Source organism: Sphingomonas phyllosphaerae FA2, assembly GCF_000427645.1.
Lineage (GTDB): Bacteria > Pseudomonadota > Alphaproteobacteria > Sphingomonadales > Sphingomonadaceae > Sphingomonas > Sphingomonas phyllosphaerae.
Window position 1 is genome coordinate 1 of record NZ_KE386571.1, and the last position, 23,773, is coordinate 23,773.

The following is a 23,773-nucleotide window of genomic DNA, read 5'->3' on the forward strand; positions in this document are numbered from 1 at the left end:
AGCCGCCCAGCATGATGCTCCACACCTCGGCCGCCGGCGACATCGCCGCCATGTAGATCAGGCTCAGGCTCAGCGCCGCGACCAGGATCTGGAAAGCCACAACCACCCGGAATTTGAGGCGGATCGGGGCGTTGTTTCGGAACCAGGCAATCATCTTCGTACTCCTACCGGCCGGCAGAACTAGCGAAGCTCAATAAATTTTCATTGGCGAAATGATGCTTTGCGACGATCTGTATGATCGAATATACAGATTCAGTAGTGAGGCGAAAATCTCAATAAGATTAACCATTAAAGTTGGCCTCAGGGGCGACATCCAGGGACATAAAGATCAAGACGCTTGTCTCAATATTTACAATCTATATTCGTTTGCAACCGAGGAGGTGGTGGTGAATGTTTCAACGGTTAAGATAAGGTTGAAACGCACCAGCATCTACGGAGCAGTAGCACAAACCCATTGTTTCTGGTTCTGCTCGTGATCATCCGAAGCGAGCAGGAGCGCCTTCAAGGGGTGAGGTGCTCCCCGGAAATCATGTCATTGATAAGTTAGCTCGTCAGATGGAGACGAGCGATGCGGCGAGGCCGTTTTACCGAGGATCAGATCATAGGCGTGCTGCTTGAGCACGAGGCTGGCGTGAAGACCGCTGAGTTGTGCCGGAAGCATGGCATCAGCGATGAGACGTTCTACAACTGGAAGTCGAAGTACGGCGGGATGACCGTGTCGGAAGCGGCGAGGTTACGAACGTTGGAGGACGAGAACCGGCGGCTGAAGAAGCTGCTGGCGGAATCGATGCTGGACGTGTCGGCGCTGAAGGATCTGCTGGGAAAAAACTGACCCGGTCTGTGGATCGCTACGCCGCGGTGGAGAAGCTGATGACCGACCACGGCTTCTCAGAGCGTCGCGCCTGCAGGCTGGTCGGGGTCAACCGGTCGGCGTGGCAATATGAGCCGCTTTGCGGAAAGGATGATGCTGTCCGCAAGCGGATGCGCGAGCTCGCCAACGAGCGTCGCCGGTTCGGTTATCGCCGGCTTGCGATCCTGCTGCGGCGCGAAGGCAAGGGCATGAACCTGAAGAAAGTGTACCGGCTGTATCGCGAGGAGCGGCTGACGGTGCGCAAGCGTGGCGGCCGGAAACGGGCGTTGGGCACGCGGGCGCCGATGGCGATCCCGCAGGAAGCCAACCAGCGCTGGTCGCTCGACTTCGTATCGGATGCGTTGGCCTGCGGCCGGCGGTTCCGCGTGCTCAACGTCATCGACGACTACAGCCGGGAATGCCTGGCATGCATCGTCGACACCTCGTTGTTAGGCCGGCGTGTCGTCCGCGAACTCACCGCCATCGCCGACCGTCGCGGGCTGCCGTGCATGGTGGTCAGCGCCAACGGCACCGAAATGACCAGTCATGCCGTGCTCGCTTGGTGCCAGAACACCGGCGTCGAGTGGCATTACGTTGCGCCCGGCGAGCCGCAGCAGAACGGCTTTGTGGAGTCGTTCAATGGTCGCTTGCGCGACGAATGTCTGAACGAGCACCTGTTCCCCTCGCTGGCTGCGGCGAGACGGATCATCGAGGCATGGCGCACGGACTACAACACCGTGCGTCCGCACAGCAGCCTCGACGGCATGGCACCCCGCCGACTTCACCAACCGCTCGCGCCAAGGGCATGAGGACACCGAAGCTAACTTATCGGCGGCCTGAAAATGGGGAGCACGTCAGTTGTTGAGCAGGGCGCTGGCGACGCTTTCTTTGTTTTGCCGAAAGATGAAAAGCCTCGATATCTGACCGAAAAGGAGACGGCGGAGCGCGATACCGATTCTGATCGTTGGCGATATCTGGGTGTCGTTAAGGGGGACGTGTTTCATACAGACATACCGGAGCGTATAGCGCTTCTCGGCGAGCGGAGTTCGCCATATCGGCGTCAACACCAGAAGCGCGATTTCTGCTGAAAGCACGCGCCGCTATCGACCGTCACAACGAACGTCTGCCTTCCACCAAATTGCGACGTGGTAGGGCCAAAAAGCGGCGCGGCCGAAGGCGCCCAGTTCTTGCCGGTCATGATACTTCTCGCAGCGGATGAAAGCGGACGTTGCGAACGGGCGTCGCCCATGCTTCAATCGTTCGCGATGTGGGCGTTCAGCAAGTCCGTCTTGGTCGGCAGCCTGGTCAGCGCCGCACCTCTGCTGTCCTTTACGCTGTTGATGGCAATTTCCTCGCTGCCTGAAGGGATCAACGGTCCGGACAGTATGGTTGCGACGGTCTGGCTCGCTGTGCTGCCGTTTGTAGTCGCTTTGGCGATAGTTCTCACCGCGAGCATTGTGATCGGGCTTCCGGTGACGATTCTTTTCAGGCGCAAAGGATGGGAGGGCAGCGCGGCCTATGTTGGCGTTGGTAGCGTTTCTGGATTTCTCATCCTCATCATCGCACTATCCTTGATGGAAATGCCCGGTGGCGATTGGATGGCACTGCTTGGCGCGATTGGCGGAGCAGTCACTGGTCGCATGTGGTGGGTTTCTACCCGAACTTAGAGCGTCCGCTTCTCAGGTAAGCGGCGGCTGATTGGTCGTGCCGCTTTCGACGAATTCCGGCCATTAAGGCGGAGGAGACGTCTGCCTCTGTGATGATGGGCCCGCGGAAGTCTGTCATTTATGAAGGCGCGGTCAGGCTCAGTACCCGCCCGATACCCTGCGATGCTCGCGATCGTCCGTCCTCAAAGGATTTCTGTCCGAATTGTCATTCTCCCGACACCCGATGTATGTTTGCAATCGTTATCAACGGGCGGCAGATGCAGTCAGGTCGTGTCGGTCGGCCAACCAGGCGAAGGAGAAGGAACAGTGACGCGCTCGGAGCTGAAAAGCGCCTTGTTGCAAGGAATAGGACCCTCTTCGGCAGAGATGTCGAGGCGATAGTGTCGATTTTCTTTGATGAGATCCGTGATCGGCTGGCAGAAGGCGGTCGTGTCGAACTGCGGGGCTTCGGCACATTCACCACGCGTGCCCAGCAACCACGAACGGGGAAAAATCCAAAGACTGGCGTGCCGGTGCAGGTGGAAGCATCCCGTAAGCCGCATTTTCGGCCCGCTCGAGGCCTACAGACCCTTGTGAACACAGCGGCCTCTTGATCGCTTGAACGCTGACGAACGTCAGCGAGGCCGGGTTGACGCTAAGCAACGCCGAAGATCCTTTTGGCCAACGGCTTGTTGATTGAGGCGGAGAGACCCTCCGCCGCGATGGCCTTCTCTCCTCAGGATGAAGCGCGATTGAACACGATTATACGCGCCGGATACCCCGGGCGTTCGTCCGCTTACGACTGATTGAGCGGCTCGATTTTGGGACATCAAGCGCGCCTTAGCTCGTTGAGCAACGTCGAGGGCACCAGCTTATCGCGGTATGATGGACGGCAGTCGTTCAAGTTCTGGCTTAGCGTACCAGAACCCCTGATGAAAACGTATGCCCAGCTGGCGCAAGGCATATGCCTCCGCCTCCGTCTCGATCCCCTCGGCAATGAGGAGGGTGTCCAACTCATCGCACATGCCCACAACTGACCGTACAATGGCGCGGCGACGCAGGTCGGTGTCGATGCCCCGGATGAGGCTCATATCAAGCTTGACCTCATCCGGCGCAAACCGCGCAAACATATCCAGTCCGGAGTGGCCGGCGCCGAAGTCGTCAATAGCAACCCCGAACCCGATGCTTTTATAGGTCTCGATGATGCTCATGACGTGCTGGGGCGAGCCCATCTGCTCGTTCTCGGTGAATTCGAAAATCAGCCGGTCGCGTGGCAGCCCCGCCTGACCTGCGGTGCGAAGCGTGAGCTGGATGCACGCGAGCGGCGAGTAGACCGCATTAGGAAGGAAGTTGATGGAAAGACGCGCATCGGTGTTCAGCAGCCCAGCGCTCAACGCGCCTTCGATGGCCATGACCCTGCAGGCCTGGTCGAAGGCGTAGCGGTTCGTCTCGTTGACACGGGACAGCACAGAGAGCGCGCCTGAGCCGTCTACTCCACGAACCAGCGCCTCATAAGCGAATGGCTGCCCGAGTTCCACGTCAACGATGGGCTGGTACGCCATCGTGAACGGTACATCGAAGTCAACGCCATCTCGGCAGCCGGAGCAGATCCTGCGCATCTCCATGCGGGTTTAGCTACATGAGCAGCGTTAAAACAGCCTGAAGCGACTTCTTGCTGTAGTCTGCTCGCGTGTGGATCGCAGGGCCCGTTATCCACGAAAAAATGCACTGTTACCCCGCCGAGGCCGCCTGAGCCAACGGCTGCTTACCGAAGATCGCTTCCCGGGAGCGGCCAGTCTCCAACCCACCATCTTGCGACATTCCTGCCGGACGGCTCTCGCCCAGTTGCGGAAGTCGCGCAGACGGGTAGCATGTGACAACGAATGAACCAGCCGGTCAGCCGTCGTCCATAGGCGGAACATAGCAAGACTTACGATAAAAGGATGGTCAGGCGAAATCAGTCGAAGCATCTCGGCTGCAAAGCCAGCAGAGTCTCGAGCTTGGCCCGGTGAACGGATTGAAAGTGCTTTTTGTTATAGCTCCGACTTCTTGGACGGTGCTTGCTGAAGCCGGATCGCGACGCAAGCACGCTCCGGCTCACCATTAATCAAACGAAGCGCAGGACCGTACGACGACGCAGCGCATACCCGATCACGCCGAAACCCAGCATCATCGTCGCCCAGGTGGCGGGCTCAGGCACCGCTGGGGTCGCGCCCCCGACACGGTTCACGACAAACGATGCCGACTGCCACGTCACGCAGCAGGTTAGCGCCTTGCCGTAGACGAAGTCGGTGTTGCGCACCGAGAGGACGTTGCCGTCCGCGTCGACCTTGAAGCTGGCGAAGAAGGTGTTGGTGCTCGACCCGGCGGTGCAGCCCGTGCGGTCGCAATTGCCGAACGAGACGTTACCGTTGTTGAAGGACGCGCCACCGAACTGATAGCCGTTCAGCTGCTTCGACGAAAACGCGCGCATCGCCGCATTCTCCCGCGCCATGGGATCAAACTCCATGGTGAACGAACCGCTAATCGTCCTGCTCGGCGCCGAGAGGTCGAACGAAGCGGAAAAATCGTACGTGCGCGTGATGTACGCGGCATTGGCGGGGGTGCTGACAATGGCGGTGGCAGCGACGAGCAGAGCAGGCAGGAACTTCATACGACCCCTTGGTTCATTCCCGCCTCTAATCGGGCGAGCGCTCGCTCGTTAGTCGGTTGTTAACCCGCTGTTAAGATGCTGCCGACGTCCATCCGTTATGCATTGTCCCAGATCGGATCGAGAACGTCCGTCGCTGTTCAAGCAAGTCACGCTTTATCACCCGCGCAACAAAAAGGGGACCTCCCGGCAACCATTAGGCCTTGCCGTTCCGGGGCGTGAGAGTCGACCGGATCCTCCCGAAAGCAGACGGACCGCTATCGGGCTGGAAAGCTGCCGGACGGCTAGCGCCCACTTGCTGACGATCGCACATGTGCCGATAGGTTGCCGATCCAACCGGAGGATGGGATGCTCTTTTTCCTTTCTACCGCAGCGCTCCTTCTGGCTATGAGGCCTGACGTCGCCAAAAAGGCCGAGGAGTTGCCTTCGATATGCTGGGTGAGTGACGTGGTTGCCTCAGAGAAGGGGGTCACGATCTATTTCCCGCGAAATGGTGGACCGTTGTTTGTTTCGCTGGCCAATCGCATTTTTCGCCCTGCCGATGCGCCGGTAGATCCTCGCCGGCCGCAGGACGGCGCAATTGAGGTAGAAGTGGGACAACAGCTTCATCCCAGCGCTTCGCCGGAAGATGGGTGCACATTGGTCGTGGCCAATCAGATTGGGCGGATTGGCGTGCTCGCCACGGCCAATCTCCGACCAACTGGGCTGCCACCGGAATCAAAGACCGTGTTCATCCCTGCGCATGACTGAACGTCCGCTTGCCACCACTTCGCGACGTTCGGCGCGGGCATCGGGAGCGGTCGGGCCGCTAGCGCCCAGTTGCGGTCATTCCTGAGACGATTAAGCAGTCTGTATGAACCTACTGCAATTGCGCTTCGCGCCCGAAGACGAGTGGCACGGCGAACTCACTGCTGATGTGTCGGCAAGGGGTTTCGCGGGTCGGGGAAGCGCGTGGTTTGCGGTTGAGGATCTACGCCGATTTGTTGCTGCCTTGTCTGCCTTTCCGCTCGAAGCGCAAAACCTACCTTCAATCGCTGGCGGTTTTGGCGACAGGGCGGAGGCGCTCGAACAAGTGCACCTCGCCATCGCTTTCGCGCCCCATGATCTGCGAGGCAACGTGCGCGCGACGGTCCATCTGGCCACTGAGGTATGGAACGGCGCCGCGGCCGACCTGGAGGCTATGGTAGAAGTGGGATTTCTCGTGACCTATGCCGACCTGGATCAGTTCGCCTCTGCATTCGACGGCCTCTTGACTGGCGAAAACACCGAAGCGATCCTCCGATCTTCTGTCGCCTAGGATGCAGGCGGAGTAGCCAAGCGCGCTCACCCGCCCCGGGTCCGCTGCCGCCCACTAGCGGACATTTACCGGCCAACGGCAAGCGAATGCAGAGAGGCAACAGGTGCGGTCCAACAGGACACGCGATCTCGTTCTCGGCGTATTGCTTGGGCTGCACCAATGCGGGTCAGAGGTTGGCGCGCGTCTTGGAATATCTGCTCGAAAACAAGCAAGCCGGTCGCGGTCGGCACGACGTGATACGCCCTTGACGCTCTGACCCCTACGTCCGTGTAGAATAGCACCGGAAGCCGTGTAGCTAAGCACCGCCTCGCGGCAGCCACCCAGTAACGTTCATATTCTTCGGGGAGCCAGACGTAGGTCCCAGACCAGAACGGCTCCTTGAGTTCGCCCAACGATACCTCGCCATATACATATCGACGACCGGGCGCGGTCTGCCCAACGGGCACCTTGAGGAAAGATAGAGCCTGCTGATTCATCAAACCGATTTACATCGTCGGGGGAATGTCAGCTATCCATCACAATGCGACATTCGGCTGACTGCGGCGGAGAACTCCTCCGCTCGGCCGCCTTTTTCCCTCGTGCAAAGGTACGGACGAACTCGGTTATACCCGCCGGGTACCCGCAGCCGCTCGTCTGCTAACGACCACTTGCAGAGGTCGGAGAGTGTGATCTGAGCTTGTTGGGCCGTCGCACTGGACGACGTTGCTGGCGTGGGCGATCAGTCTTCTCCTTGGCGCGATGCCGACGACAGGATCGATGATGCGGTTGCTGCAAGTTTGAGGCATTGATCACGGGTGGTGACACGGCAGCGAAGCTGCAGCGCATGCTTTGGTCGCGGCACGAAGTTGTTTCGTCTCAGCTCCGCCACCCAGCTACGATATTCCGCAGGGTGGCGGAGGTGAGACCGTTCGCGCCCAAGCGGCGTTATGCGGCGGCAACGGCGAGGACTATGACAGTGGCCAGAACGATCGTGGTGACGGGGGCGGAATCCGGGATTGGCGCAGCGTGCGCGGCGGCCTTCGGCGCGGCGGGGGATCGAGTAGCAGTGCTTTACTACGCCGACGCCGCGGCCGCTGAAGCCAGCGCCGAGGCGGTGCGGCAGCGCGGCGGCGAGGCGATGACCGCTCAGGCGCATGTCGACGACGAGACCTCGGTCGATGCTGCCTTCGCCGCTGTCGAAAAGGTCTGGGGGCCGGGCGATGTACTGGTCAACTCCGCCGGCCTAAACATGAGCGGCGTTCCAGTCCGCGCCATGGCGCTGGCGCAGTGGCGTCGCCTGCTCGACACCGATCTCACCGGCGCCTTCCTCGTCTCCCGCCGTTTCCTGAACGGACGCGGCGATGCGCTGAGTGACGCTGCCATCATCCATATTTCGTCTATCCACGCCTACGCGGTGCGCGCTGGCGGCGCGGATTATTGCGCAGCCAAGGGTGGGCTGTCGAACCTGGTCGAGACGCTGGCGATCGAGGAGGCGCCGCGACGGGTGCGTGTCAACGCGATCGAGCCGGGAATGATACTCACGCCGATGAACGCACGCGCCCAGACTGACACCACCTACCGCCGCACTTTGGAGGGCAACATTCCGCTCGGACGGGCCGGCGATCCGGCGGAGGTGGCGGACCTTGCGGTCTTCCTCGCCTCCGATCGCGCTCGCTACATCACTGGCGCGCGCATCGTTATCGACGGCGGGCTGTCGCTGATGCAGGCGCTCGGCGCATGACCGCGCCTGATTCCTCCGCCACTGTCGCCGACCCTCACCGGCGTGATCCGGTCGTCGCCGCAACGACGCTGCTCGACTTCAACGTCAAGGCGATTGAGCCGGTTATCGTCGACGGTCCGCCTGCGCTGATGGCGCGCGATCTGATGAGCCCCTTTGTTTGGCGCGAGGACGATGGGCGCTGGGGATTGATGGTGCGCGCTATCGTTCGGGCGGGCGAGCCGCTGACCGATACCGGCCAGATCTGGGCCGGGTGGAGCGAGGACGGCGTTCGCTTCACGATGCTCGATGCCCCCTCACTTGTCCCCGGCCCTGACGACCATGACGCGGGCGGCGTGGAAGATCCGACCGTGGTGCGCCAGGGCGGGGAGTACGTCGTATATTACTCAGGCGTGCTCGCCGATCACGCTCACGGCGAGCTCTCCTATGCGACCGGCCCGTCGCTCGACCGGCTGATCAAGAGCGGCACGGCGCTCGCCTCGTCCAAGTCGGAGGGCAACACTAAGGAGGCGACGGTCGACTGCCCGGCCGATGGCCGCTGGCGATTGTTCTACGAATACGCCGCGGACGAGGCCTCTCGCGTCGGGTTGGCGACTGGACCGGACGTGGCGGGCCCCTGGACCGAGCAGCCGACGCCCTTCATGCCCCGCGCAGACAGCTGGGACGACTGGCATCTCTCCACCGGGCCACTGCTGACCGACGATCCCGCGAGGCCGGTCATGTTCTACAATGGCGCTACCCGCGACGCGCGCTGGCGCATAGGCTGGGTGGCCTTCGACGCCGCCTATGAGCGCGTAGTGGCGCGCGGGATCGAGCCCCTGCTTACCCCGCCGCCGGTGGCCGACCGCAGTGCGACCGATATCGCTTTTGCCGCTTCGGTCGTAGTCGAGGGAGACGCAATCTGGCTATATTATTCCCTGGAGGATCGGAGGCTATCGCGCGCGCTTATCCGGCGCAGCTGAGAACTGTTCTGCGCCGAAGCAAGCCGACCGGCGATAATGGATATGGTGAAAGAGGCGACCGGCGTTGCCTCTTAAATCATCAGATAGCTTACCGCTTTTGTGACTCGAGCTGTTGCTGCCTACGATCCGAAGTAGCTATCATAGCGCATGATTAATAATCGGGAAGCAAGGACCATTGCACAGTTGGCCTTAGTACATGTTTCACGCTCTACCCCCTCACGGTATTTTGCGGCAAACGGGCATCTGTCATAATGCCAGCCGGCGGCGTACGTTCACGATATGACCGATTCGCAGCCGCCGCTCACCCCCGAGGCTCTCGCCACTTGGACCGACCAGGAACTCATCACCGAATGGTCGAAAACGACTTGGGAGAAGGATGACTTGCGGATGCAGGTCTTGTCGTCAGAGATCGAGCGGCGTGGCTTAGATTTTTGAGGTCGAGCCAAGCGGAGAAGTCTTCATAGCTATCAGGCTCGGCGCTCGCCGAGCGTGGTCTAACCCATATTTGTGACTCAGTGGATCATCCCACTGCATCGAGCGTCTTGGCTGCTCCACTTCACCGCGAGTTGCCCATGACGTTCCACAAGCTGCTTCTTCCCGTGACCGCTCTGCTCGCCATCGTAACCGGCACCGCTTCCCCTGCGGTTGCGCAGTTCCGCGATAATCAGGCCTATCGGCCAAGCAACGCGCAGCAGACTAAGGACATGCGCTCGCGCCTTGCCGCTGCGATCGACCGAGTTCGCGTCACCGAACAGCACGGCAAACTCTCCCCGGCACGATCAGCAGCGTTGCGCAACCAGCTCATGCAGGCTCAACGTCAAATGGTAGGCTTCGAGCGCCAGCAAGGCTTCGTCAGTGCAGCGGAGTTAGCAAGCTATGACCGCCTCGTTGTCGGCATTGATGCAGAGTTGGGGGACGTGTCAGGCAGGCGCTCGTACGGGAATGATGCGCTGCCCAGCGCCGAAGTGAAAGCATTTCAGCGGCTCGATAAGCGCCTGAGCTATCGTGATGCTCGCATCGAGTACGATGCAAAGGGCTGTGCTGTATATCAAGGCAAGGCACGTAGCGGGCGCATTCGTCAGGAAGTGCTTCGTGACCCGCGGGGGCGGGCGATATGCCCGCGTCGCTAACACTGCATTGAAGAACAGCGCTCCAAGAAGTCTAGGGTCAGGACCCATTGATGTGAGCGTTGCGATCTGATTCAGGCTCCGTGAGGAGACCGTGGATGAGCGAGCTGTACTGGCTGACGGATGAGCAGATGGCGCGTCTGCAGCCGTACTTTCCCAAGAGCCATGGCAAGCCACGGGTCGATGACCGGCGGGTTCTGAGCGGGATCGTCTTCGTCAATTGCAACGGGCTGCGCTGGTGTGATGCACCGAAGGACTATGGGCCGCACAAAACGCTCTACAATCGCTGGCAGCGGCGGGGCGAGCGAGGTGTATTCCTGCGCATGATGGAGGGTCTGGCGTCGGCGGAGGCAGAGCCCAAGACCGTCATGATCGACGCGACTTACCTGAAGGCACACCGCACGGCATCGAGCCTGCGGGTTAAAAAGGGGGCCTTGGGCGGCTGATCGGCCGCACCAAGGGCGGCATGAACACCAAGCTGCACGCTGTCAGCGATGCGAACGGACGGCCCTTGAGCTTCTTCATGACCGCCGGGCAGGTCAGCGACTACACCGGCGCGGCAGCGCTGCTGGACGACCTTCCAAAGGCGCAATGGCTGCTCGGCGACCGCGGCTATGATGCGGATTGGTTCAGGGACGCCTTGGAAGCCAAGGGCATCCAGCCCTGCATCCCAGGTCGGCGATCCCGCAACGAGCCCGTCAGGTACGACAAGCGCCGCTACCGGCGGCGCAGCCGTATCGAGATCATGTTCGGCCGCCTGAAGGACTGGCGCCGCGTCGCCACGCGCTACGACCGATGCCCAACCGTCTTCTTCTCCGCCATCGCCCTCGCTGCCACCGTCATCTTCTGGTTATGACCAATGAGTCCTGACCCTAGGCCGTAACGAAGTCGAGCCGGCGCTATCCAAGATAGCGCCGGCTCGATGTTTAGTGGCTCGTCTTGACGACGGCCTTGCGATCGCCATTCGAGCTGACGGCAGTCTCGCGCACTACCTTGGTCGTCTTCGTCTTGTGCCCGACCTTCACCCCGAGGATCTTCTTTGGCTGGTTGGTCTTGCGCTTGCTCGTGTCGGTCACCTTGGTCGTGGTGGTGGCAACGCCGTTGTGGACACTCGTGTCATGATCCACCTTCCTCTCGTGGCTCGTCTGCGCGAAGCTTGACGCTGAGGTGATTAGAGCGATTGCGGCGATTGCCGAGGTTGCCTGCTTCATCATGGGTGGTCCTTTTTCAATACGCTCGCCCTGAGACGGCGGCCATCAACACGTCACCCAGTTTTTGGCTGTCAGATCAGACCGGCCTAGGGGAGATGTGCGAGGTATAACCCTTTTTGTAACGGAACGTTGCCTCATGCCGGCGTTTGGCTCTTGAACGTGGCGCTAAATGCCATTGAGTGAGGATCTAATCGATGCTGCGGACAATCGCCGTTATCCTGCTCGTACTATGGCTGCTCGGCTTCTCGCTCCACGTCGCCGGCGGGCTGATCCATATCTTGCTCGTGATCGCCGTCGTCGTCGGCCTGATCCAGCTGTTCTCGGGGCAGCGTTCAGTTTAGCCGAACTTGAGCGACGGCTACCAAGGCGGAACTGGTCAGCCATGAAGCCGGGGCCGTTCTCAATCCTGCTGCGTTCCATGCTCGCCGCATTACCCGCGACACAGCGATGGAGGGCATGATGGCCCAGCAATCCAACACGAACGAGGGCGCCGACCCGTCAGGCGACATCAAGAAGCAAAACCTTGGCGGCACGACGACCGAGGATCTGACGCAAGGTACTGGTCAAAGCCGCGCAGGAACCGGCGAAGGTGCCGATGCCGACGCGGATGGCAATGCCAAGGACGAGAACGAGCAGTCGGAGCCAAACACGAAGACGCAGGATTTGGTGAAGGCTGGTCGTGACGATCTGGATCCAAACGCGGGGCAGGAGTGATGACGAGCGCATACGCCCAGGAAGCTGCCTTCTACGCTTCACAAGCAGACAACTGCGACGAACGAGCCGGCAACACGGATCTGTCCAACGTACGAGATCGCTGGCTACAGGCAGCTGCCGCTTGGCGCCTTCTCGGCAACCGATCTCGCCGGATCGAAGCTGCTCGTCAGAAAATTGAAGCCACGCTCCGCGTTTAGCTGTTAACCGTAGCATGCCCTATCCTGTGGGGATCCTGACCTGGCCCGGCCATAGTGCCGGGCGTTTTTACTCGCGCCATTCTCGTAGCGAGCGATATCTGCGCGCGTCCTAATTTTTGTTAACCACGAACCTGTAACCAATGTAGGGCATTGGCAGCCTCCGATAGAGAGGCCACGAGTCGCAGGGATTATCTAAAGTGCAGAATGCTTATGCTGAAGGGGTGCGAGCGGGCGAGCTATTAGGTTCGTCGATGGCGGACTGCCCCTATCGCTCGGCACTCGTTGCGCGAGAACGATCCGAATGGATTCGCGGCTTCAACGCTAGCCGGCAGGATCGTCAGTGGTGCCAAATCGGTAGCACGGAGCAAACCCGACGAACTGCCTGATTATCAGGTCAGGACCGTTAGCCTAAGTGGGTGATGCTGCTTAGTTACACCGCCATCATGGATCGCTCATAAACGGGAGCGCGCGAGGTGGCGGATCAACAGCAAACGAGCGACGCTTTTCGTCTTCGACAAGAGGCGGCCCGGCTGCGGCGGGTGGCAGAAGGCCTGAACAGCAAGGCTGACCGCGACATCATTCTTCGGCTGGCTGAGGAAACCGAGCGGGCGGCGGCTTCGGAGAGTGGCAGGGCAGCGCGAGGCGGCTCCCGCGACGTTAGTTCGCTAGACTTGGCGCAAATTTAGCTCTTCAGCCGAGACTGCCACGCGAGTTATCTTCATCCATAGCCATCAACTGAGACGGGAACGGCTTCGCCAGCGCCACGGCGTCGTCAAACGAGCACGTCAGTCATCGATCCTCATCTTCCTCGTCGAGCAGCACCGGCATGGCCTTCGGATGGCTGAGAGCCACTAGCGGATTAAGATCGGTCGTCAGGAAGGCGAACACAGCGCCGCCCTCGATCGGCCGCCACACGCCCGCGAAGCTTACGATCGGCTGGCTGGGAACATCGAACCAGAACAGCGGACGCTTGCCGGCTGGGCGGGGGCCGTACTCGCTGAAGCTGGTGAACGGGACGAGGCACCGTCGCTCAGGGTTCGCCAACGCCGACTTCCAGAACGGCGACGTGTAGTTTTTGACATTCGTCACTATCGTGTCGAGCAGCATGGGTTTGCCTGTTACCTTGTCGATGCGCTCGCCGGGCACCTTCCACGGAAAACCCCAGCGCATGACGTCCAGCGTGCGGGCGCCGTCCTCCTGGCGGGCTCCGTCAAACCAAATGCACCTGCTGGTAATCGGGTGAGGGTGAGGTAGGGCGGGAGCATGCCCCGCCCGCGCAAGCCAGCCAACCCGTTTCGCTACTTCAACTCGTCGCCGGAGGTGATCCGGCTGGTGGTGCTGATGTACGTGCGGTTTCCACTGTCGCTGCGGAACGTGGAAGACCTGCTGTTCGAGCGCGGGATCGACATCTGCCACGAGACGGTGCGGCTGTGGTGGAACAGATTTGGACCGCTGTTCGCCGGAGACATCCGTCGCCAGCGGGTGAGCCGGATGCGCGGCTTTCGTCACTGGCGCTGGCACCTGGACGAGATGTACGTGAAGCTGAACGGCGAAATGGTCTACCTGTGGAGAGCGGTCGACCATGAGGGAGAAATCCTCGAGAGTTACGTCACCCGCACCAGAGACAAGGATGCAGCACTCCGCTTCATGAAGAAGGCGCTCAAGCGCCATGGCTCACCTGAGGCAATTGCCACCGATGGCTTGCGCTCTTACGGCGCTGCGATGAACGAGCTCGGCAACCGGGACAAGCAGGAGGTGGGCCGCTGGGCCAATAACCGGGTGGAAAACTCACACTTGCCGTTCCGACGACGAGAACGGGCGATGCTGAGGTTTCGGCAGATGAAGACGCTGCAGAAGTTCGCCTCTGTTCACGCCAACGTCCACAACCACTTCAGCCTCGAACGCCACCTCATCGATCGACAGACCTACCGCGAACGACGCTCCGCCGCGCTGGCGGAGTGGCAGGTGCTCGCCAGCTAGGCTGCGACCTTCAAAGACCGACGTGCATCGTGTGGAGAGCGGTTCGCATTAGACTGACAGCACCTTTCTGGGTCTTTGCCGTTGCGGAACGGCGAACCGCCGTTCCGCAGTAGACGGGACATTCCGACACCGGCCGTCCTTCCGACCTGCGGCAATCCTGTTTCTCGTATTCGCCAGAGCGTTTCAATAAAAAGCAGTTGAGACAGGGTCTTGCGAGTAGCTCCAAATTCCCGGGCCTTGAGGAACCCGACCCGCCCTGGCCGTCTCGCTGCACCTTCGTCTTCGGGAAAGCTTGGTCGCTTACATCGACTGCGCTCGTGCGAGCTGATCGTCAGGCGACAGGCTCGCGAAACGTTTGTCAAAGTCAGCGGCGATATCGGCCAGCGTTACCTCGGCAAGGCGTTGCAGTAACAATGTCTCTGCCTCGCGCATCGCACTTACCAGTGAGCCGTTGACGGCCTGTTCCACCAGACAGGTGGGGTTGGGATCAGCCGGACCAAGCGCGAAGATGCGGTTTTCGCCGAGGGCGCGATGCACGTCGAGCATGCTGATGTCGTCGAGTTTGCACGTCAGCGACCAGCCACCGCCATGCCCTTTAACCGACCGAACGTAACCCGCATCGCGAAGGCCGGCCATCGTGCGTCGGACCACCACCGGGTTGGTGCCCAGCATCGTTGCCGCCACCTCGGAGGTCAGCGGTCCCTCCATGCGACCCATGTGGATCAGCAAATGCAGCATTCTCGACAGACGCGCGTCCAAACCCTCGACCTCCGGCAGCGTATGCACGCTATCATGCCACAACCGCTGTTGCAAAAGCTGAGGCACTGCATCATGTAACCGAACGTGTTATATGAAAGGCAGGCGCATGTACGACGTGATCGTGGTCGGGGGCAGTTTTGCGGGAATGTCGGCTGCGATGCAGCTGGCGCGCGCGCGACAGAATGTGCTGGTGATCGATGCCGGGACGCCGCGGAACCGCTTCGCAGACGAGGCGCATGGCTTTCTGGGACAGGATGGGCGTGCGCCTGCGGCGATCATGCGCGATGTCCGTTGTCAATTGCTGCGCTATCCGACCGTCGAGGTCATGTCCGGTGAGGCTGTTGGCACGCGGGCACTTGGTGCCGGTTTCGCCGTCGAACTGTCGGGCGGAGGTGAACACCGCGCCAGGCGCCTGATCCTGGCGACGGGTGTCTCGGATCAGTTGCCAGCGATCCCCGGCATGTACGAACGCTGGGGAGAGACCGTGCTTCATTGTCCTTACTGCCACGGATATGAGGTACGCGACCTGCCGCTCGGCGTGGTTGCAGCGCATCCCATGTCAGCGCATCAGGCTATGCTCATTCCGGACTGGGGACCGACCACTTACTTCACGCAGGGATTGTTCGAGCCGGACACGGCCGAGATCGACGCCTTCGCCGCGCGCGGCATCACCATCGAGCGCACGCCGGTCGTGGAGTTGGCAGGCGACGCGCCAGCGCTTGACGGTGTCCGCCTTGCCGATGGACGCTTCGTTCGGGTGGCAGCGGTCTTCACTGCGCCGCGCACGGATCCTGCTACGCCGCTCGCTACAATGCTGGGGTGCGTACATGAGGACGGACCGACAGGGCCGTACGTGAAGGTCGATCAGTGGGGTGCTACCTCAGTCGCGGGCGTGTGGGCAGCAGGCGACACGGCCACCCCCATGCACAACGCCACGCTTGCGTCCGCTGCGGGTGTGCTGGCGGGCATCGGAGCACATCAGGCTTCCGTTCGTGCAAAGGCGGGGTAAGCCATTCAGTTGGCAGACTTCTGCACCAGTCGACAGTGTAAGCGATGGTGGTGCACCTGCACGCTCAACGTGGCGGATGCGGTAGTTGTGATACCGCATCCGGATGCGTTTAGAAGGCGTGACGCATGCCGATCACGATGTTGCGACCACGCAGCGGCGATTGGTCTTTCACGAAAGAGGTGTGCACGTGCGCGGCTTTCGACCGCTTCAATCATGGAGGCTGTCCGGCATGAAAGTCCCTAATCTCGCTCCGAGATGATGCTGACCCCGATTTAAGCGGTCGATCCGCTCACATGAACGAACGGCAGATGTCGGGCGGCGGAAAGCGGCGCGTGAATGGCCGAAAGTGGGTCGTTCCAACCAACGGGGTCCTGCTGTCAATTAGTCAAAGAGAGGTACGCTCGGGCGCGCAGGCGGACACCGAAAACAGGGTCAGGACGCCGAGTCTGCCGACTTAGTGTCAGGCTGCGATAGCAAGGCAGCGACGTGGCGCAGCTTGTCCGGGTTGCGTACGATGTAGATCGCACTGATCCGTCCATCTCGTATCTCCAGCGCGGTGGTCTGGAGCACGGCGCCGCGATCGATGCTGACGAAGCCTGGCAGTCCGTCGATCATAACGGTCCGCAGCAGCGTGGGCGGGTCGACCCGCTTTCGTCGCTGTGCGACGAAGAGGCGGAGAGCGCGCTCGATCCCGCTAATCACGTTGTGGAAGGCAATGACTTTGCCCCCGCCATCCGCGTGGATGGCGACGTCGCTGGCCAGAAGCGATGACAAGGCGACGCTGTCGCCGTTACGGGCTGCGGCGAAGAAGGCTCGGGCGATGCGGTCAGCCTCCGTCCTATCAACGGCGAAGCGCGGACGCGACTGCTGAACGTGCTTGCGCGCACGCGAGGCGAGCTGCCGCACCGCGCTGGGATCCCGCCCGAGCGTAGTCGCGATGTCGGTCAGCGCGACATCGAACACGTCGTGCAGCAGGAACGCCGCGCGCTCCAGCGGCGACAGCCGCTCCAGTGCGAGCATGAGCGTCAGCGTCACATCGGCAAGGGTCTCTTCCGTCGCGTCGGTCTGCATCAACGGCTCGGGAAGCCAAGCGCCGACGTAGGTTTCCCGCCGGGCACGCGCGGATTTCAGCTGATCTAGACACAGCCGCGTGACAATGCGGGTGAGGTACGCCGATGGGGTATCGACGCTCTCGCGCGTCCCGACCCAGCGCAGCCACGCTTCCTGCACCACGTCCTCGGCCTCGCTCAGCGAGCCGAGCATGCGGTAGCCCAGGCGAAGCAGCCGGGGCCGCTGGGCCTGGAAATCAGGCAGGCGTTCGTCAACGTGCGGCACGCGCTTCCTCCAACGGGGTCCGCTGGTAGATCGCCAGACGGGCATCGCGCCATGCCCAAATCGCCAGAGCGCCCGCCAGCACGGCGGGCAGCGTCACCGCGGCGAAGTCCCGCATCAATGCGTCGGGGCCGCAGATGCCTGCGACCACTGCCCACAGGTGGAACAGCGCGTGCCCCGCCAGCCACAGCGCGGCGGCGGCCCAGAGCGCCACGCGCGTGCCGGGCTTCGACACGCCGACCAGCAGCGCCACCGCGACGAGCAAGAAGGTCAGTCCGATGTCGCGAACGAAGTGCTGATTGAACGGCCCGGTCGTGGTGACCCCCGACACCGCGAAATACCAGTTGGCCGGCGACAGCAGCATGAACGCCCTGTTGGCGGCTGCGCCCAGGCCGAGCAGCACCGCGAGCGCCAGCGGAAGTCGCCGGCTCACGCCGCGGTCGCCGCGGTCGCCGCGGTCGCCGCGGGCGTCACGGCGTGGAGCCACGCGTCGAAACGCGTTGGCATGATCCGCGCTTCGCCGCCGGGCACCAGCGCGTCATCGTCGATCGTAGCGCCGAAATAGTCCTTTTCGGCCGTGACGACGATGTGGCGGGGATCGTCGCGCGCGCCAAGCCAGCTGGCGACGAACTCCGCCATCGACCCGCGCTCCGGACCCGCGACATCGACGATGCCGTTTGCGGGAGACGCGATTGCGAGCTCGGCGAGCATCGCCGACACATCGGCCGCCGCAATCGGTTGGAACGCGAGCTGCGGCAGGTGAACGCCGTCTTTGCGCGTGTAGCCGTCCGCGATGGTGGCCAGAAATTCGAAGAACTGCGTCGCGCGGACGAGGGTGAAGGGCAGGCCGCTGCTGGCGACGAGCCGCTCCTGCTCCAGCTTGGCGCGGAAGTACCCGGACGCCTGAAGCCGATCGGTGCCGACCACCGACAGCGCGACCACGTGCGCGACACCCGCCTCGCGCGCCGCCGCGATCACGTTCGCGGTGCCGGTGCGGAAGAAGCCGAGCACCGCGTCGTCCGCGAAGGAGGGCGCGTTGCTGACGTCGATCACGACCCACGCGCCTGCCATAGCATCGGTGAGGCCAACGCCGGTCACCGCATCGACGCCGGTGCTCGGCGATGCGGCGACCACGTGGTGGCCCCAGTCCTGTAGCAGCGCGACCAGAGGACGACCGATCAGGCCGGTTCCGCCGATTACTACCAACTTCATGTTGCGTTCTCCCACGAAAGTGTCTGCCGGCATGACGAGACGCGCCGGGGGAGTGTGACACGTCGGCGCAGAAAATCTTTCGGAGGGGCGATGTCACACCGCGCCAAACTGCCTCGTCCTGATCGCGTGCGCCGGTGGTCGGCGCCGTGACGAGGAGTGCATCATGACGGGAACGCCGCGCCTGAACTGGGTCGAGGTCGCGCCGGACGGCGCCAGCGCCCTGTTCGGCATTCATCGGTACGTGACGAAGGGCACGAACCTGCCGGAAGAGCTCATCCATCTGGTGTTCCTGCGCGTGTCGCAGATCAACGGTTGCGCACACTGTATCGACATGCACACGCGTGACCTGCTCAAGACCATGTCTGTCGATAGAGTGGCGCTGGTGCCGGTCTGGGCCGAGGTGCCGCACCTGTTTTCCGACCCGTATCGGGCGGCGCTTGCGTGGGCGGAGGAAGTGACGAACCTCAGCACTACCCATGCGTCGGACGAAGCCTATGCCGCGGCGGCGGCTGCGTTCACTCCGAAGGAGCTCGTCGATCTGACGCTCACGATTGCCGCGATGAACGCCTTCAATCGCTTGGGCGCGCCATTTCGGTTGCCGGTGGCCGCCAAGGCATGATCACCGTGTTGAGGTGAACGCGATTCGAGGCGGCCGCTCCGACGCACTCGTCGACCTTGCTGAACAAACGACCGCTATCAGGAGCAAGCGCGGAGCCGCCGAATGGCTGATGATGGGTCAAGGCAGCGAAAGGCTGGGGCTTGGTGCGCTAGGGCCGGAACCACATTCATCGCGAACATCGAGTCTCGTACCATCGATCGATGGCAGGCGGGAATGACTCGGCTGCGCGACTTATCTACTTCCGATCGTTGTATGGACGAGGAGAAGCCTATCCATGTCCCGTCGCATCCTGATCACCGGCGCGAGCGTTGCCGGTAACACCGTCGCCTACTGGCTGGGGCGCGCCGGCTTCGACGTCACGGTGGTCGAACGGACGCCTGCTTTCCGCGATGGTGGCCAGAACATCGACGTGCGTGGGGTTGGTCGCGAAGTGCTGCGCAGGATGGAGCTGGAGCAGGTGGCGCTCGAGCAGGGCACCGGCGAGGAGGGCACCGCCTGGGTCGAGAAGGACGGAAGGGTCGCGGCGCAGTTCCTCACCGCCGACACGGCCGCAGACGGGCCTACGGCCGAGATGGAGATCCTGCGCGGCGATCTGGCGCGACTGCTCTACGAACCCGCCAGGGAGCGAGCGACCTTCCGGTTCGGCGACAGCGTCGCGAGAGTCGAGCAGGACGGTGACGGCGCGACCGTGACCTTCGCGAGCGGAGCCGTCGAGCGATACGACGCGGTCGTCATCGCCGAGGGGGTGGGATCGAAAACGCGAAGCCTGGTCTTCCCGGGCGAGAACGAGCCACGCTGGATGGATCTGACGATCGCCTATTTCACCATCCCGCGCCGTCCCGACGACGACCATCTGTGGCGCTGGTACAATGCCCCCGGCGGCCGCAGCGTATCACTCCGTCCCGACCGGCACGGCACCGCGCGCGCCATGCTCTCGGTGCAGCAGCGGCCGGGCGGCGAGCAGGACTGGGACGTCGAGCGACAGAAGGCGTTTCTGCGCTACCGCTTCGCCGACGCGGGCTGGCAGAGCGACCGCGTGCTGGCCGGGATGGCGACGACCGACGATTTCTACTTCGACGTGCTGCGCCAGGTGAGGATGCCGCGCTGGTCGAAGGGTCACATCGTGCTCACCGGCGACGCGGCATGGTGCGCGACGCCGATTGCCGGCTACGGCACTACGCTGGCGATCACCGGCGCCTACGTTTTGGCGCAGGAGCTGATTCGCTCGACCGACGTGCCGGCTGCCTTCGCAGCCTACGAGATGGCGATGCGGCCGATGGTCGAGGACGCGCAGGGCGTGCCGAGGATCGCGCCGCGGCTGGCGAACCCGCACAGCCGCCTGGGCATCCGGCTTCTCCACGGTGCGCTGAGCGTGGCGAGCCGCCCCGCCGTGCGCGGCGTCGCCGGCAGGCTGTTCGGTGGGCGCTCGAAGGACGTCGACCTCTCGCGCTACGACACGCCGGCGTCCGAAAGAATTCCGGCCCTCTCAGGAGCATTATCTCCGACGGGCCTGCCGCCCCTGCTGGCGCTCGGCGCGGTCGGCGTGGTGCTCGGTGCCAGCGCACTCGTCGGGCGGCGCAATGCGCCCGACCCGTCGCACCCCGGCATCCGCGGCTGGTACCGTCGTCTGGACAAGCCGGGCTACACGCCGCCCGACGCGGTATTCGGCGCGGTCTGGCCAGTGCTGGAAACCGGCCTAGCGGCTGGGGGCTACCGACTGCTGCGACAGCCGTCGGGGAGCGCGCGCAATGCGGCGGTTGGCCTCTGGCTGCTGAACACCGCCATGGTCGGCGGCTGGACGCAGCTGTTCTTCCGCGAGAAGCGGCTGGGCGCGAGCGCAGCCGCGTCCGGCGCGATGGTTGTCACGGGCGCAGCCTACGTCGCCACCGCGGCCAAGGTCGATCGGCTGGCCGCGGTAGCGGCGGTGCCGTTCGTCACCTGGCTCGGCTTCGCGACGCTGCTGGCCGAGCGCATCTGGCGCGACAATCCGGAGAAGGGTCGTTGAGTAGGGTCACGGTCTGGCACGACGGAAACTGTCCGCTCTGCCGTCGCGAGATCGCGCTGGTGCGCAGGCTGGACATTCGCGGCGCCATCGAGTTCGTCGACGCGACCGGCCCGTCCACGTGCCCGCTCGACCGCACCGAGATGCTGGCGCGCTTTCACGCGCGAGAAGCGGATGGACCCCTGTTGTCGGGTGCGGCCGCCTTCGCCGCGATGTGGCGTGCCATCCCCGTGCTGCGGCCGCTCGGAGAGGCGGCCCGCAACCGGTTGATCCTTTCGGTGCTCGAACGCCTCTACCTCCGCTTCCTTCGCATGCGACCGCACCTGAAGGGGGGGCTGTCACGGCGGGAGGCTCGGGCATGAGGCCGACGCCCGATCCCGTCGCCCCCGGGCAGGAGAGCGTGTGGCGCTACCCCCGTCCCGCCATCGCCAAGCCGAGCGATCGGCATGTCCGCATCGACCATCGCGGCGTCGTCGTCGCCGACACGCGCGCGGCGATCCGCACGCTGGAGACCAGCCATCCACCGAGCTGGTACCTGCCGACCGCCGACCTCAATTCCGGACTGCTCCACCGTTCTGAGCGACGGTCGTTCTGCGAGTGGAAGGGCCACGCGGTCTACTGGCACCTGGCGCTCGGCGACGAGCTGCTGCGCGATGTGGGGTGGAGCTATCCGGAACCGACACGGGCCTTCTCGATCCTCCGCGATCACGTCGCCTTCTACGCCGGCCCGCTCGACCGATGCACGGTGGATGGCGAGCAGGTCCGCCCGCAGCCCGGCGGCTTCTACGGCGGATGGATCACGTCCGATCTCAGCGGACCTTTCAAGGGCGTGTCGGGCAACATGGGATGGTGACGGCGGCTCTGCCCTCCGGGCTTCATGACTGGCGCGAGGCGCCGCGCGTTCGCGTGATGAACGACCGCGTGCCGGTTCCCGACGGCAGCTATGTCCTGTGCTGGCTCCAGCAGGCGCTGCGGGCCCGCGACAACCCGGCGATCGAGGCGAGTGTCCGCCTTGGCAACGCGCTTAACCTGCCCGTGCTGGTCTACCACGGCGTGCGCGAAGACTATCCCTACGCCTCCGACAGGCTGCACCGCTTCATCCTGGGCGCGAGCGTTGACCTCACCATCGGCTGCCGCGAGCGCGGGCTCGCATGTGTGCAGCACCTTGATCGCGCCGAACGTCGAGAGAAAGGCCTCGTCTACCGCTTGGCCGCAGAGGCCGCAGCGGTCGTGCTGGAGGATCAGCCAACCTTCGTCGCTCGCTGGCAGGCGGAGCGCGTCGCCGCACGGGCGCAGGTGCCCGTCTATGCGGTCAACGCGGCCTGCCTGGTGCCGCCGGCGCTGATTGGCGACGAAGTCCGTGGTCGATCCGGCTTCCTCCGGCGGCACGAACCGGAGCGCGCCGCTTGGTCGGAGTGGAAGGACGAGCAGGCCAACGTGGCGCCGTATGCTGGCGAGCTACCGTTCACGCCCGACCGGCTGGAGGAGCTCAACCTCGACGCACTGGTCGCGACCCTCACCATCGACCACTCGCTTTCCGTCAGCACGACGCATCCGCCCGGCCGCGCCGCGGCCGAGGAGCGGCTCGCGCGCCTGGTCACCGACGTGCTGCCCGGCTACGCCTCCGCACGCAACGATGCCACGCGGAGCGAAGGCGCGAGCGGCCTCTCGCCTTACCTGCACTTCGGCGTGCTCGGCTCCCGCGAAATCATGGCCGCGGTAAACGGCGCGATCGCCGGAGGACAGCACAAGCGGAAGTTCGCCGACGAGCTGCTCGGCTTTCGCGAGTGGTTCCACTACCAGGCGACGCAGCTGGCGGCACCAGAGCGGTACGACCGCATCGCCGGCTGGGCTCGTCAGACGCTGGCCGATCATGCTTGCGATACGCGATCCGAGCAGGAGACGCTCGCCGCCATGCTGGCGGGCGAAACGCGCGACGAGACGTGGAACGCGTGCCAGCGCCAGTTTCTGATTGACGGCTGGATGCACAACAACCTTCGAATGTACTGGTGCAAGCGGCTTATCGCATGGACGCCGACCCCGGAGGCGGCATGGGCGACCGCCTGCTACCTCAACGATCGTCTCAGCCTCGATGGCCGCGATCCGAGCACCTACGGCAACATCGCCGCGATGTTCGCCGGATCGCCGTCTGACCGCGAAAGAGAAATCTACGGTCGGGTGGCGACGCGCGGCGATGGCTCCACGCGTAACAGGGTAGGCGGCGAGGCGTGGCTCGCAGCAGCGGCTTCGCGGCCGGCCCCGCAGCCGTCGATCCCTGCGGAGGTGCCGGTCGACCCATACTTAACCGGTGAAGCGACCGTCTAAACTGTCAGGCACCCGGCGCCTCGGATCATGCATCTAAGACGGCTGAACGGATGTCTGCTTTCGGGAAAGTGGTTAGCGCCGCTGAATGTCGCCTTCTGGGCGAGGGAGGGCGACCTCGGATGTCTGGTTCTGGGTCGTTGGGGCCAAATTTCTGGGTGGCTCTG

Annotated in this window: 26 protein-coding genes and 2 pseudogenes; 20 read left to right on the forward strand and 8 right to left on the reverse strand. The window is 63.1% G+C overall.

Annotated elements, in window-relative coordinates:
- Window positions 1–568 precede the first annotated feature (568 nt).
- The 3 genes and pseudogenes from SPHPH_RS18405 to SPHPH_RS20620 all read left to right on the forward strand — a co-directional run bounded on the left by SPHPH_RS18405 (window position 569) and on the right by SPHPH_RS20620 (window position 3,110).
- Window positions 569–1,690: pseudogene (locus SPHPH_RS18405) on the forward strand (IS3 family transposase).
- A gap of 347 nt (window positions 1,691–2,037) precedes the next feature.
- Window positions 2,038–2,517, forward strand: coding sequence for a hypothetical protein (locus SPHPH_RS0100470; RefSeq protein WP_156025728.1), 480 nt, complete (start codon window positions 2,038–2,040; stop codon window positions 2,515–2,517).
- Window positions 2,518–2,774: 257 nt separating this feature from the next.
- Window positions 2,775–3,110, forward strand: coding sequence for an HU family DNA-binding protein (locus SPHPH_RS20620; RefSeq protein ID WP_081668698.1), 336 nt, complete (start codon window positions 2,775–2,777; stop codon window positions 3,108–3,110).
- 258 nt (window positions 3,111–3,368) lie between these two features.
- Here SPHPH_RS20620 and SPHPH_RS0100480 read toward each other — a convergent pair whose 3' ends face one another.
- Entirely contained in the window at window positions 3,369–4,121 is a 753-nt protein-coding gene (locus SPHPH_RS0100480) for an EAL domain-containing protein (RefSeq protein ID WP_475296572.1), read from the reverse strand.
- A gap of 482 nt (window positions 4,122–4,603) precedes the next feature.
- A pseudogene (locus SPHPH_RS21750) lies at window positions 4,604–4,699 on the reverse strand (PEPxxWA-CTERM sorting domain-containing protein); the annotation flags it as partial.
- 795 nt (window positions 4,700–5,494) lie between these two features.
- On the opposite strand from SPHPH_RS21750, the gene SPHPH_RS20955 reads away from it, so the two are divergent.
- The 7 genes from SPHPH_RS20955 to SPHPH_RS20625 all read left to right on the forward strand — a co-directional run bounded on the left by SPHPH_RS20955 (window position 5,495) and on the right by SPHPH_RS20625 (window position 11,105).
- The gene (locus SPHPH_RS20955; RefSeq protein ID WP_156025729.1) at window positions 5,495–5,896 is read left to right on the forward strand and encodes a hypothetical protein; all 402 of its coding nucleotides are present in this window, start codon (window positions 5,495–5,497) and stop codon (window positions 5,894–5,896) included.
- A gap of 103 nt (window positions 5,897–5,999) precedes the next feature.
- A complete protein-coding gene (locus tag SPHPH_RS20300; RefSeq protein ID WP_051272740.1) occupies window positions 6,000–6,443 on the forward strand; it encodes a hypothetical protein in 444 nt (147 codons plus the stop codon).
- A gap of 949 nt (window positions 6,444–7,392) precedes the next feature.
- Window positions 7,393–8,163, forward strand: coding sequence for an SDR family oxidoreductase (locus SPHPH_RS0100495; protein WP_028964951.1), 771 nt, complete (start codon window positions 7,393–7,395; stop codon window positions 8,161–8,163).
- Window positions 8,160–9,122 carry a glycoside hydrolase family 130 protein gene (locus tag SPHPH_RS0100500; RefSeq protein ID WP_156025730.1) on the forward strand — a complete coding sequence of 321 codons (963 nt, stop codon included), beginning with the start codon at window positions 8,160–8,162 and terminating at the stop codon, window positions 9,120–9,122. The genes SPHPH_RS0100495 and SPHPH_RS0100500 overlap by 4 nt, the downstream gene beginning before the upstream one ends.
- A gap of 279 nt (window positions 9,123–9,401) precedes the next feature.
- Window positions 9,402–9,557 (forward strand): hypothetical protein, encoded by a 156-nt coding sequence (locus SPHPH_RS20960; RefSeq protein ID WP_156025731.1) that lies wholly within the window; start codon window positions 9,402–9,404, stop codon window positions 9,555–9,557.
- Window positions 9,558–9,694: 137 nt separating this feature from the next.
- On the forward strand, window positions 9,695–10,252 hold the full coding sequence (locus tag SPHPH_RS0100510; protein WP_028964953.1) for a hypothetical protein: 558 nt from the start codon (window positions 9,695–9,697) through the stop codon (window positions 10,250–10,252).
- A gap of 95 nt (window positions 10,253–10,347) precedes the next feature.
- Window positions 10,348–11,105, forward strand: a protein-coding gene (locus SPHPH_RS20625) for an IS5 family transposase (protein ID WP_156025732.1) whose coding sequence is annotated in 2 segments (ribosomal slippage) — window positions 10,348–10,672 and window positions 10,672–11,105 — 759 coding nt in all. Because the reading frame shifts where the segments join, the coding sequence is not laid out codon by codon here.
- 70 nt (window positions 11,106–11,175) lie between these two features.
- Here the strand turns inward: SPHPH_RS20625 and SPHPH_RS0100525 are convergent.
- A complete protein-coding gene (locus SPHPH_RS0100525; RefSeq protein ID WP_156025733.1) occupies window positions 11,176–11,460 on the reverse strand; it encodes a hypothetical protein in 285 nt (94 codons plus the stop codon).
- 194 nt (window positions 11,461–11,654) lie between these two features.
- On the opposite strand from SPHPH_RS0100525, the gene SPHPH_RS20965 reads away from it, so the two are divergent.
- The 3 genes from SPHPH_RS20965 (at window position 11,655) to SPHPH_RS21755 (ending at window position 12,757) form a co-directional block, all read left to right on the forward strand.
- Window positions 11,655–11,801 (forward strand): lmo0937 family membrane protein, encoded by a 147-nt coding sequence (locus tag SPHPH_RS20965; protein ID WP_156025735.1) that lies wholly within the window; start codon window positions 11,655–11,657, stop codon window positions 11,799–11,801.
- Between the two features lie 118 nt (window positions 11,802–11,919).
- The gene (locus SPHPH_RS0100535; protein WP_156025737.1) at window positions 11,920–12,174 is read left to right on the forward strand and encodes a hypothetical protein; all 255 of its coding nucleotides are present in this window, start codon (window positions 11,920–11,922) and stop codon (window positions 12,172–12,174) included.
- A 394-nt stretch (window positions 12,175–12,568) separates the two neighbouring features.
- Window positions 12,569–12,757 (forward strand): Rmf/CrpP family protein, encoded by a 189-nt coding sequence (locus SPHPH_RS21755; RefSeq protein WP_420329279.1) that lies wholly within the window; start codon window positions 12,569–12,571, stop codon window positions 12,755–12,757.
- Between the two features lie 403 nt (window positions 12,758–13,160).
- Here the strand turns inward: SPHPH_RS21755 and SPHPH_RS20305 are convergent, their stop codons facing one another.
- A complete protein-coding gene (locus SPHPH_RS20305; RefSeq protein ID WP_272944256.1) occupies window positions 13,161–13,607 on the reverse strand; it encodes an SOS response-associated peptidase family protein in 447 nt (148 codons plus the stop codon).
- Window positions 13,608–13,634: 27 nt separating this feature from the next.
- On the opposite strand from SPHPH_RS20305, the gene SPHPH_RS0100545 reads away from it, so the two are divergent.
- Window positions 13,635–14,351 (forward strand): IS6 family transposase, encoded by a 717-nt coding sequence (locus SPHPH_RS0100545; protein WP_028964958.1) that lies wholly within the window; start codon window positions 13,635–13,637, stop codon window positions 14,349–14,351.
- A gap of 300 nt (window positions 14,352–14,651) precedes the next feature.
- Here SPHPH_RS0100545 and SPHPH_RS0100550 read toward each other — a convergent pair whose 3' ends face one another.
- On the reverse strand, window positions 14,652–15,137 hold the full coding sequence (locus SPHPH_RS0100550; protein ID WP_272944229.1) for an Rrf2 family transcriptional regulator: 486 nt from the start codon (window positions 15,135–15,137) through the stop codon (window positions 14,652–14,654).
- A gap of 79 nt (window positions 15,138–15,216) precedes the next feature.
- Between SPHPH_RS0100550 and SPHPH_RS0100555 the strand changes: the two genes are divergently transcribed.
- Complete coding sequence (locus SPHPH_RS0100555; RefSeq protein ID WP_028964960.1) at window positions 15,217–16,119, forward strand: NAD(P)/FAD-dependent oxidoreductase; 903 nt, start codon at window positions 15,217–15,219, stop codon at window positions 16,117–16,119.
- A gap of 432 nt (window positions 16,120–16,551) precedes the next feature.
- Here the strand turns inward: SPHPH_RS0100555 and SPHPH_RS0100565 are convergent, their stop codons facing one another.
- Genes SPHPH_RS0100565 through SPHPH_RS0100575 form a run of 3 tightly spaced genes read right to left on the reverse strand, consistent with a single transcriptional unit; the run spans window position 16,552 to window position 18,663 of the window.
- On the reverse strand, window positions 16,552–17,454 hold the full coding sequence (locus tag SPHPH_RS0100565; protein ID WP_028964961.1) for a sigma-70 family RNA polymerase sigma factor: 903 nt from the start codon (window positions 17,452–17,454) through the stop codon (window positions 16,552–16,554).
- Window positions 17,441–17,884 (reverse strand): hypothetical protein, encoded by a 444-nt coding sequence (locus tag SPHPH_RS0100570; RefSeq protein WP_028964962.1) that lies wholly within the window; start codon window positions 17,882–17,884, stop codon window positions 17,441–17,443. Before SPHPH_RS0100570 ends, SPHPH_RS0100565 begins: the two co-directional genes overlap by 14 nt.
- Window positions 17,881–18,663: an SDR family oxidoreductase gene (locus tag SPHPH_RS0100575; RefSeq protein ID WP_028964963.1), complete on the reverse strand. Its 783-nt coding sequence runs from the start codon at window positions 18,661–18,663 to the stop codon at window positions 17,881–17,883. The genes SPHPH_RS0100570 and SPHPH_RS0100575 overlap by 4 nt, the downstream gene beginning before the upstream one ends.
- A gap of 163 nt (window positions 18,664–18,826) precedes the next feature.
- On the opposite strand from SPHPH_RS0100575, the gene SPHPH_RS0100580 reads away from it, so the two are divergent.
- The 5 genes from SPHPH_RS0100580 to SPHPH_RS0100600 all read left to right on the forward strand — a co-directional run bounded on the left by SPHPH_RS0100580 (window position 18,827) and on the right by SPHPH_RS0100600 (window position 23,609).
- Window positions 18,827–19,282, forward strand: coding sequence for a carboxymuconolactone decarboxylase family protein (locus SPHPH_RS0100580; RefSeq protein WP_028964964.1), 456 nt, complete (start codon window positions 18,827–18,829; stop codon window positions 19,280–19,282).
- A 274-nt stretch (window positions 19,283–19,556) separates the two neighbouring features.
- A complete protein-coding gene (locus SPHPH_RS18420) occupies window positions 19,557–21,287 on the forward strand; it encodes a tryptophan-rich sensory protein (RefSeq protein ID WP_162143906.1) in 1,731 nt (576 codons plus the stop codon).
- On the forward strand, window positions 21,284–21,646 hold the full coding sequence (locus tag SPHPH_RS0100590; RefSeq protein ID WP_028964965.1) for a thiol-disulfide oxidoreductase DCC family protein: 363 nt from the start codon (window positions 21,284–21,286) through the stop codon (window positions 21,644–21,646). Before SPHPH_RS18420 ends, SPHPH_RS0100590 begins: the two co-directional genes overlap by 4 nt.
- Entirely contained in the window at window positions 21,643–22,137 is a 495-nt protein-coding gene (locus SPHPH_RS0100595) for a DUF427 domain-containing protein (RefSeq protein WP_028964966.1), read from the forward strand. The genes SPHPH_RS0100590 and SPHPH_RS0100595 overlap by 4 nt, the downstream gene beginning before the upstream one ends.
- A 56-nt stretch (window positions 22,138–22,193) precedes the next feature.
- Window positions 22,194–23,609, forward strand: a complete 1,416-nt coding sequence (locus SPHPH_RS0100600; protein ID WP_238302775.1) for a deoxyribodipyrimidine photo-lyase — start codon at window positions 22,194–22,196, stop codon at window positions 23,607–23,609.
- The last annotated feature ends 164 nt before the right edge of the window (window positions 23,610–23,773 follow it).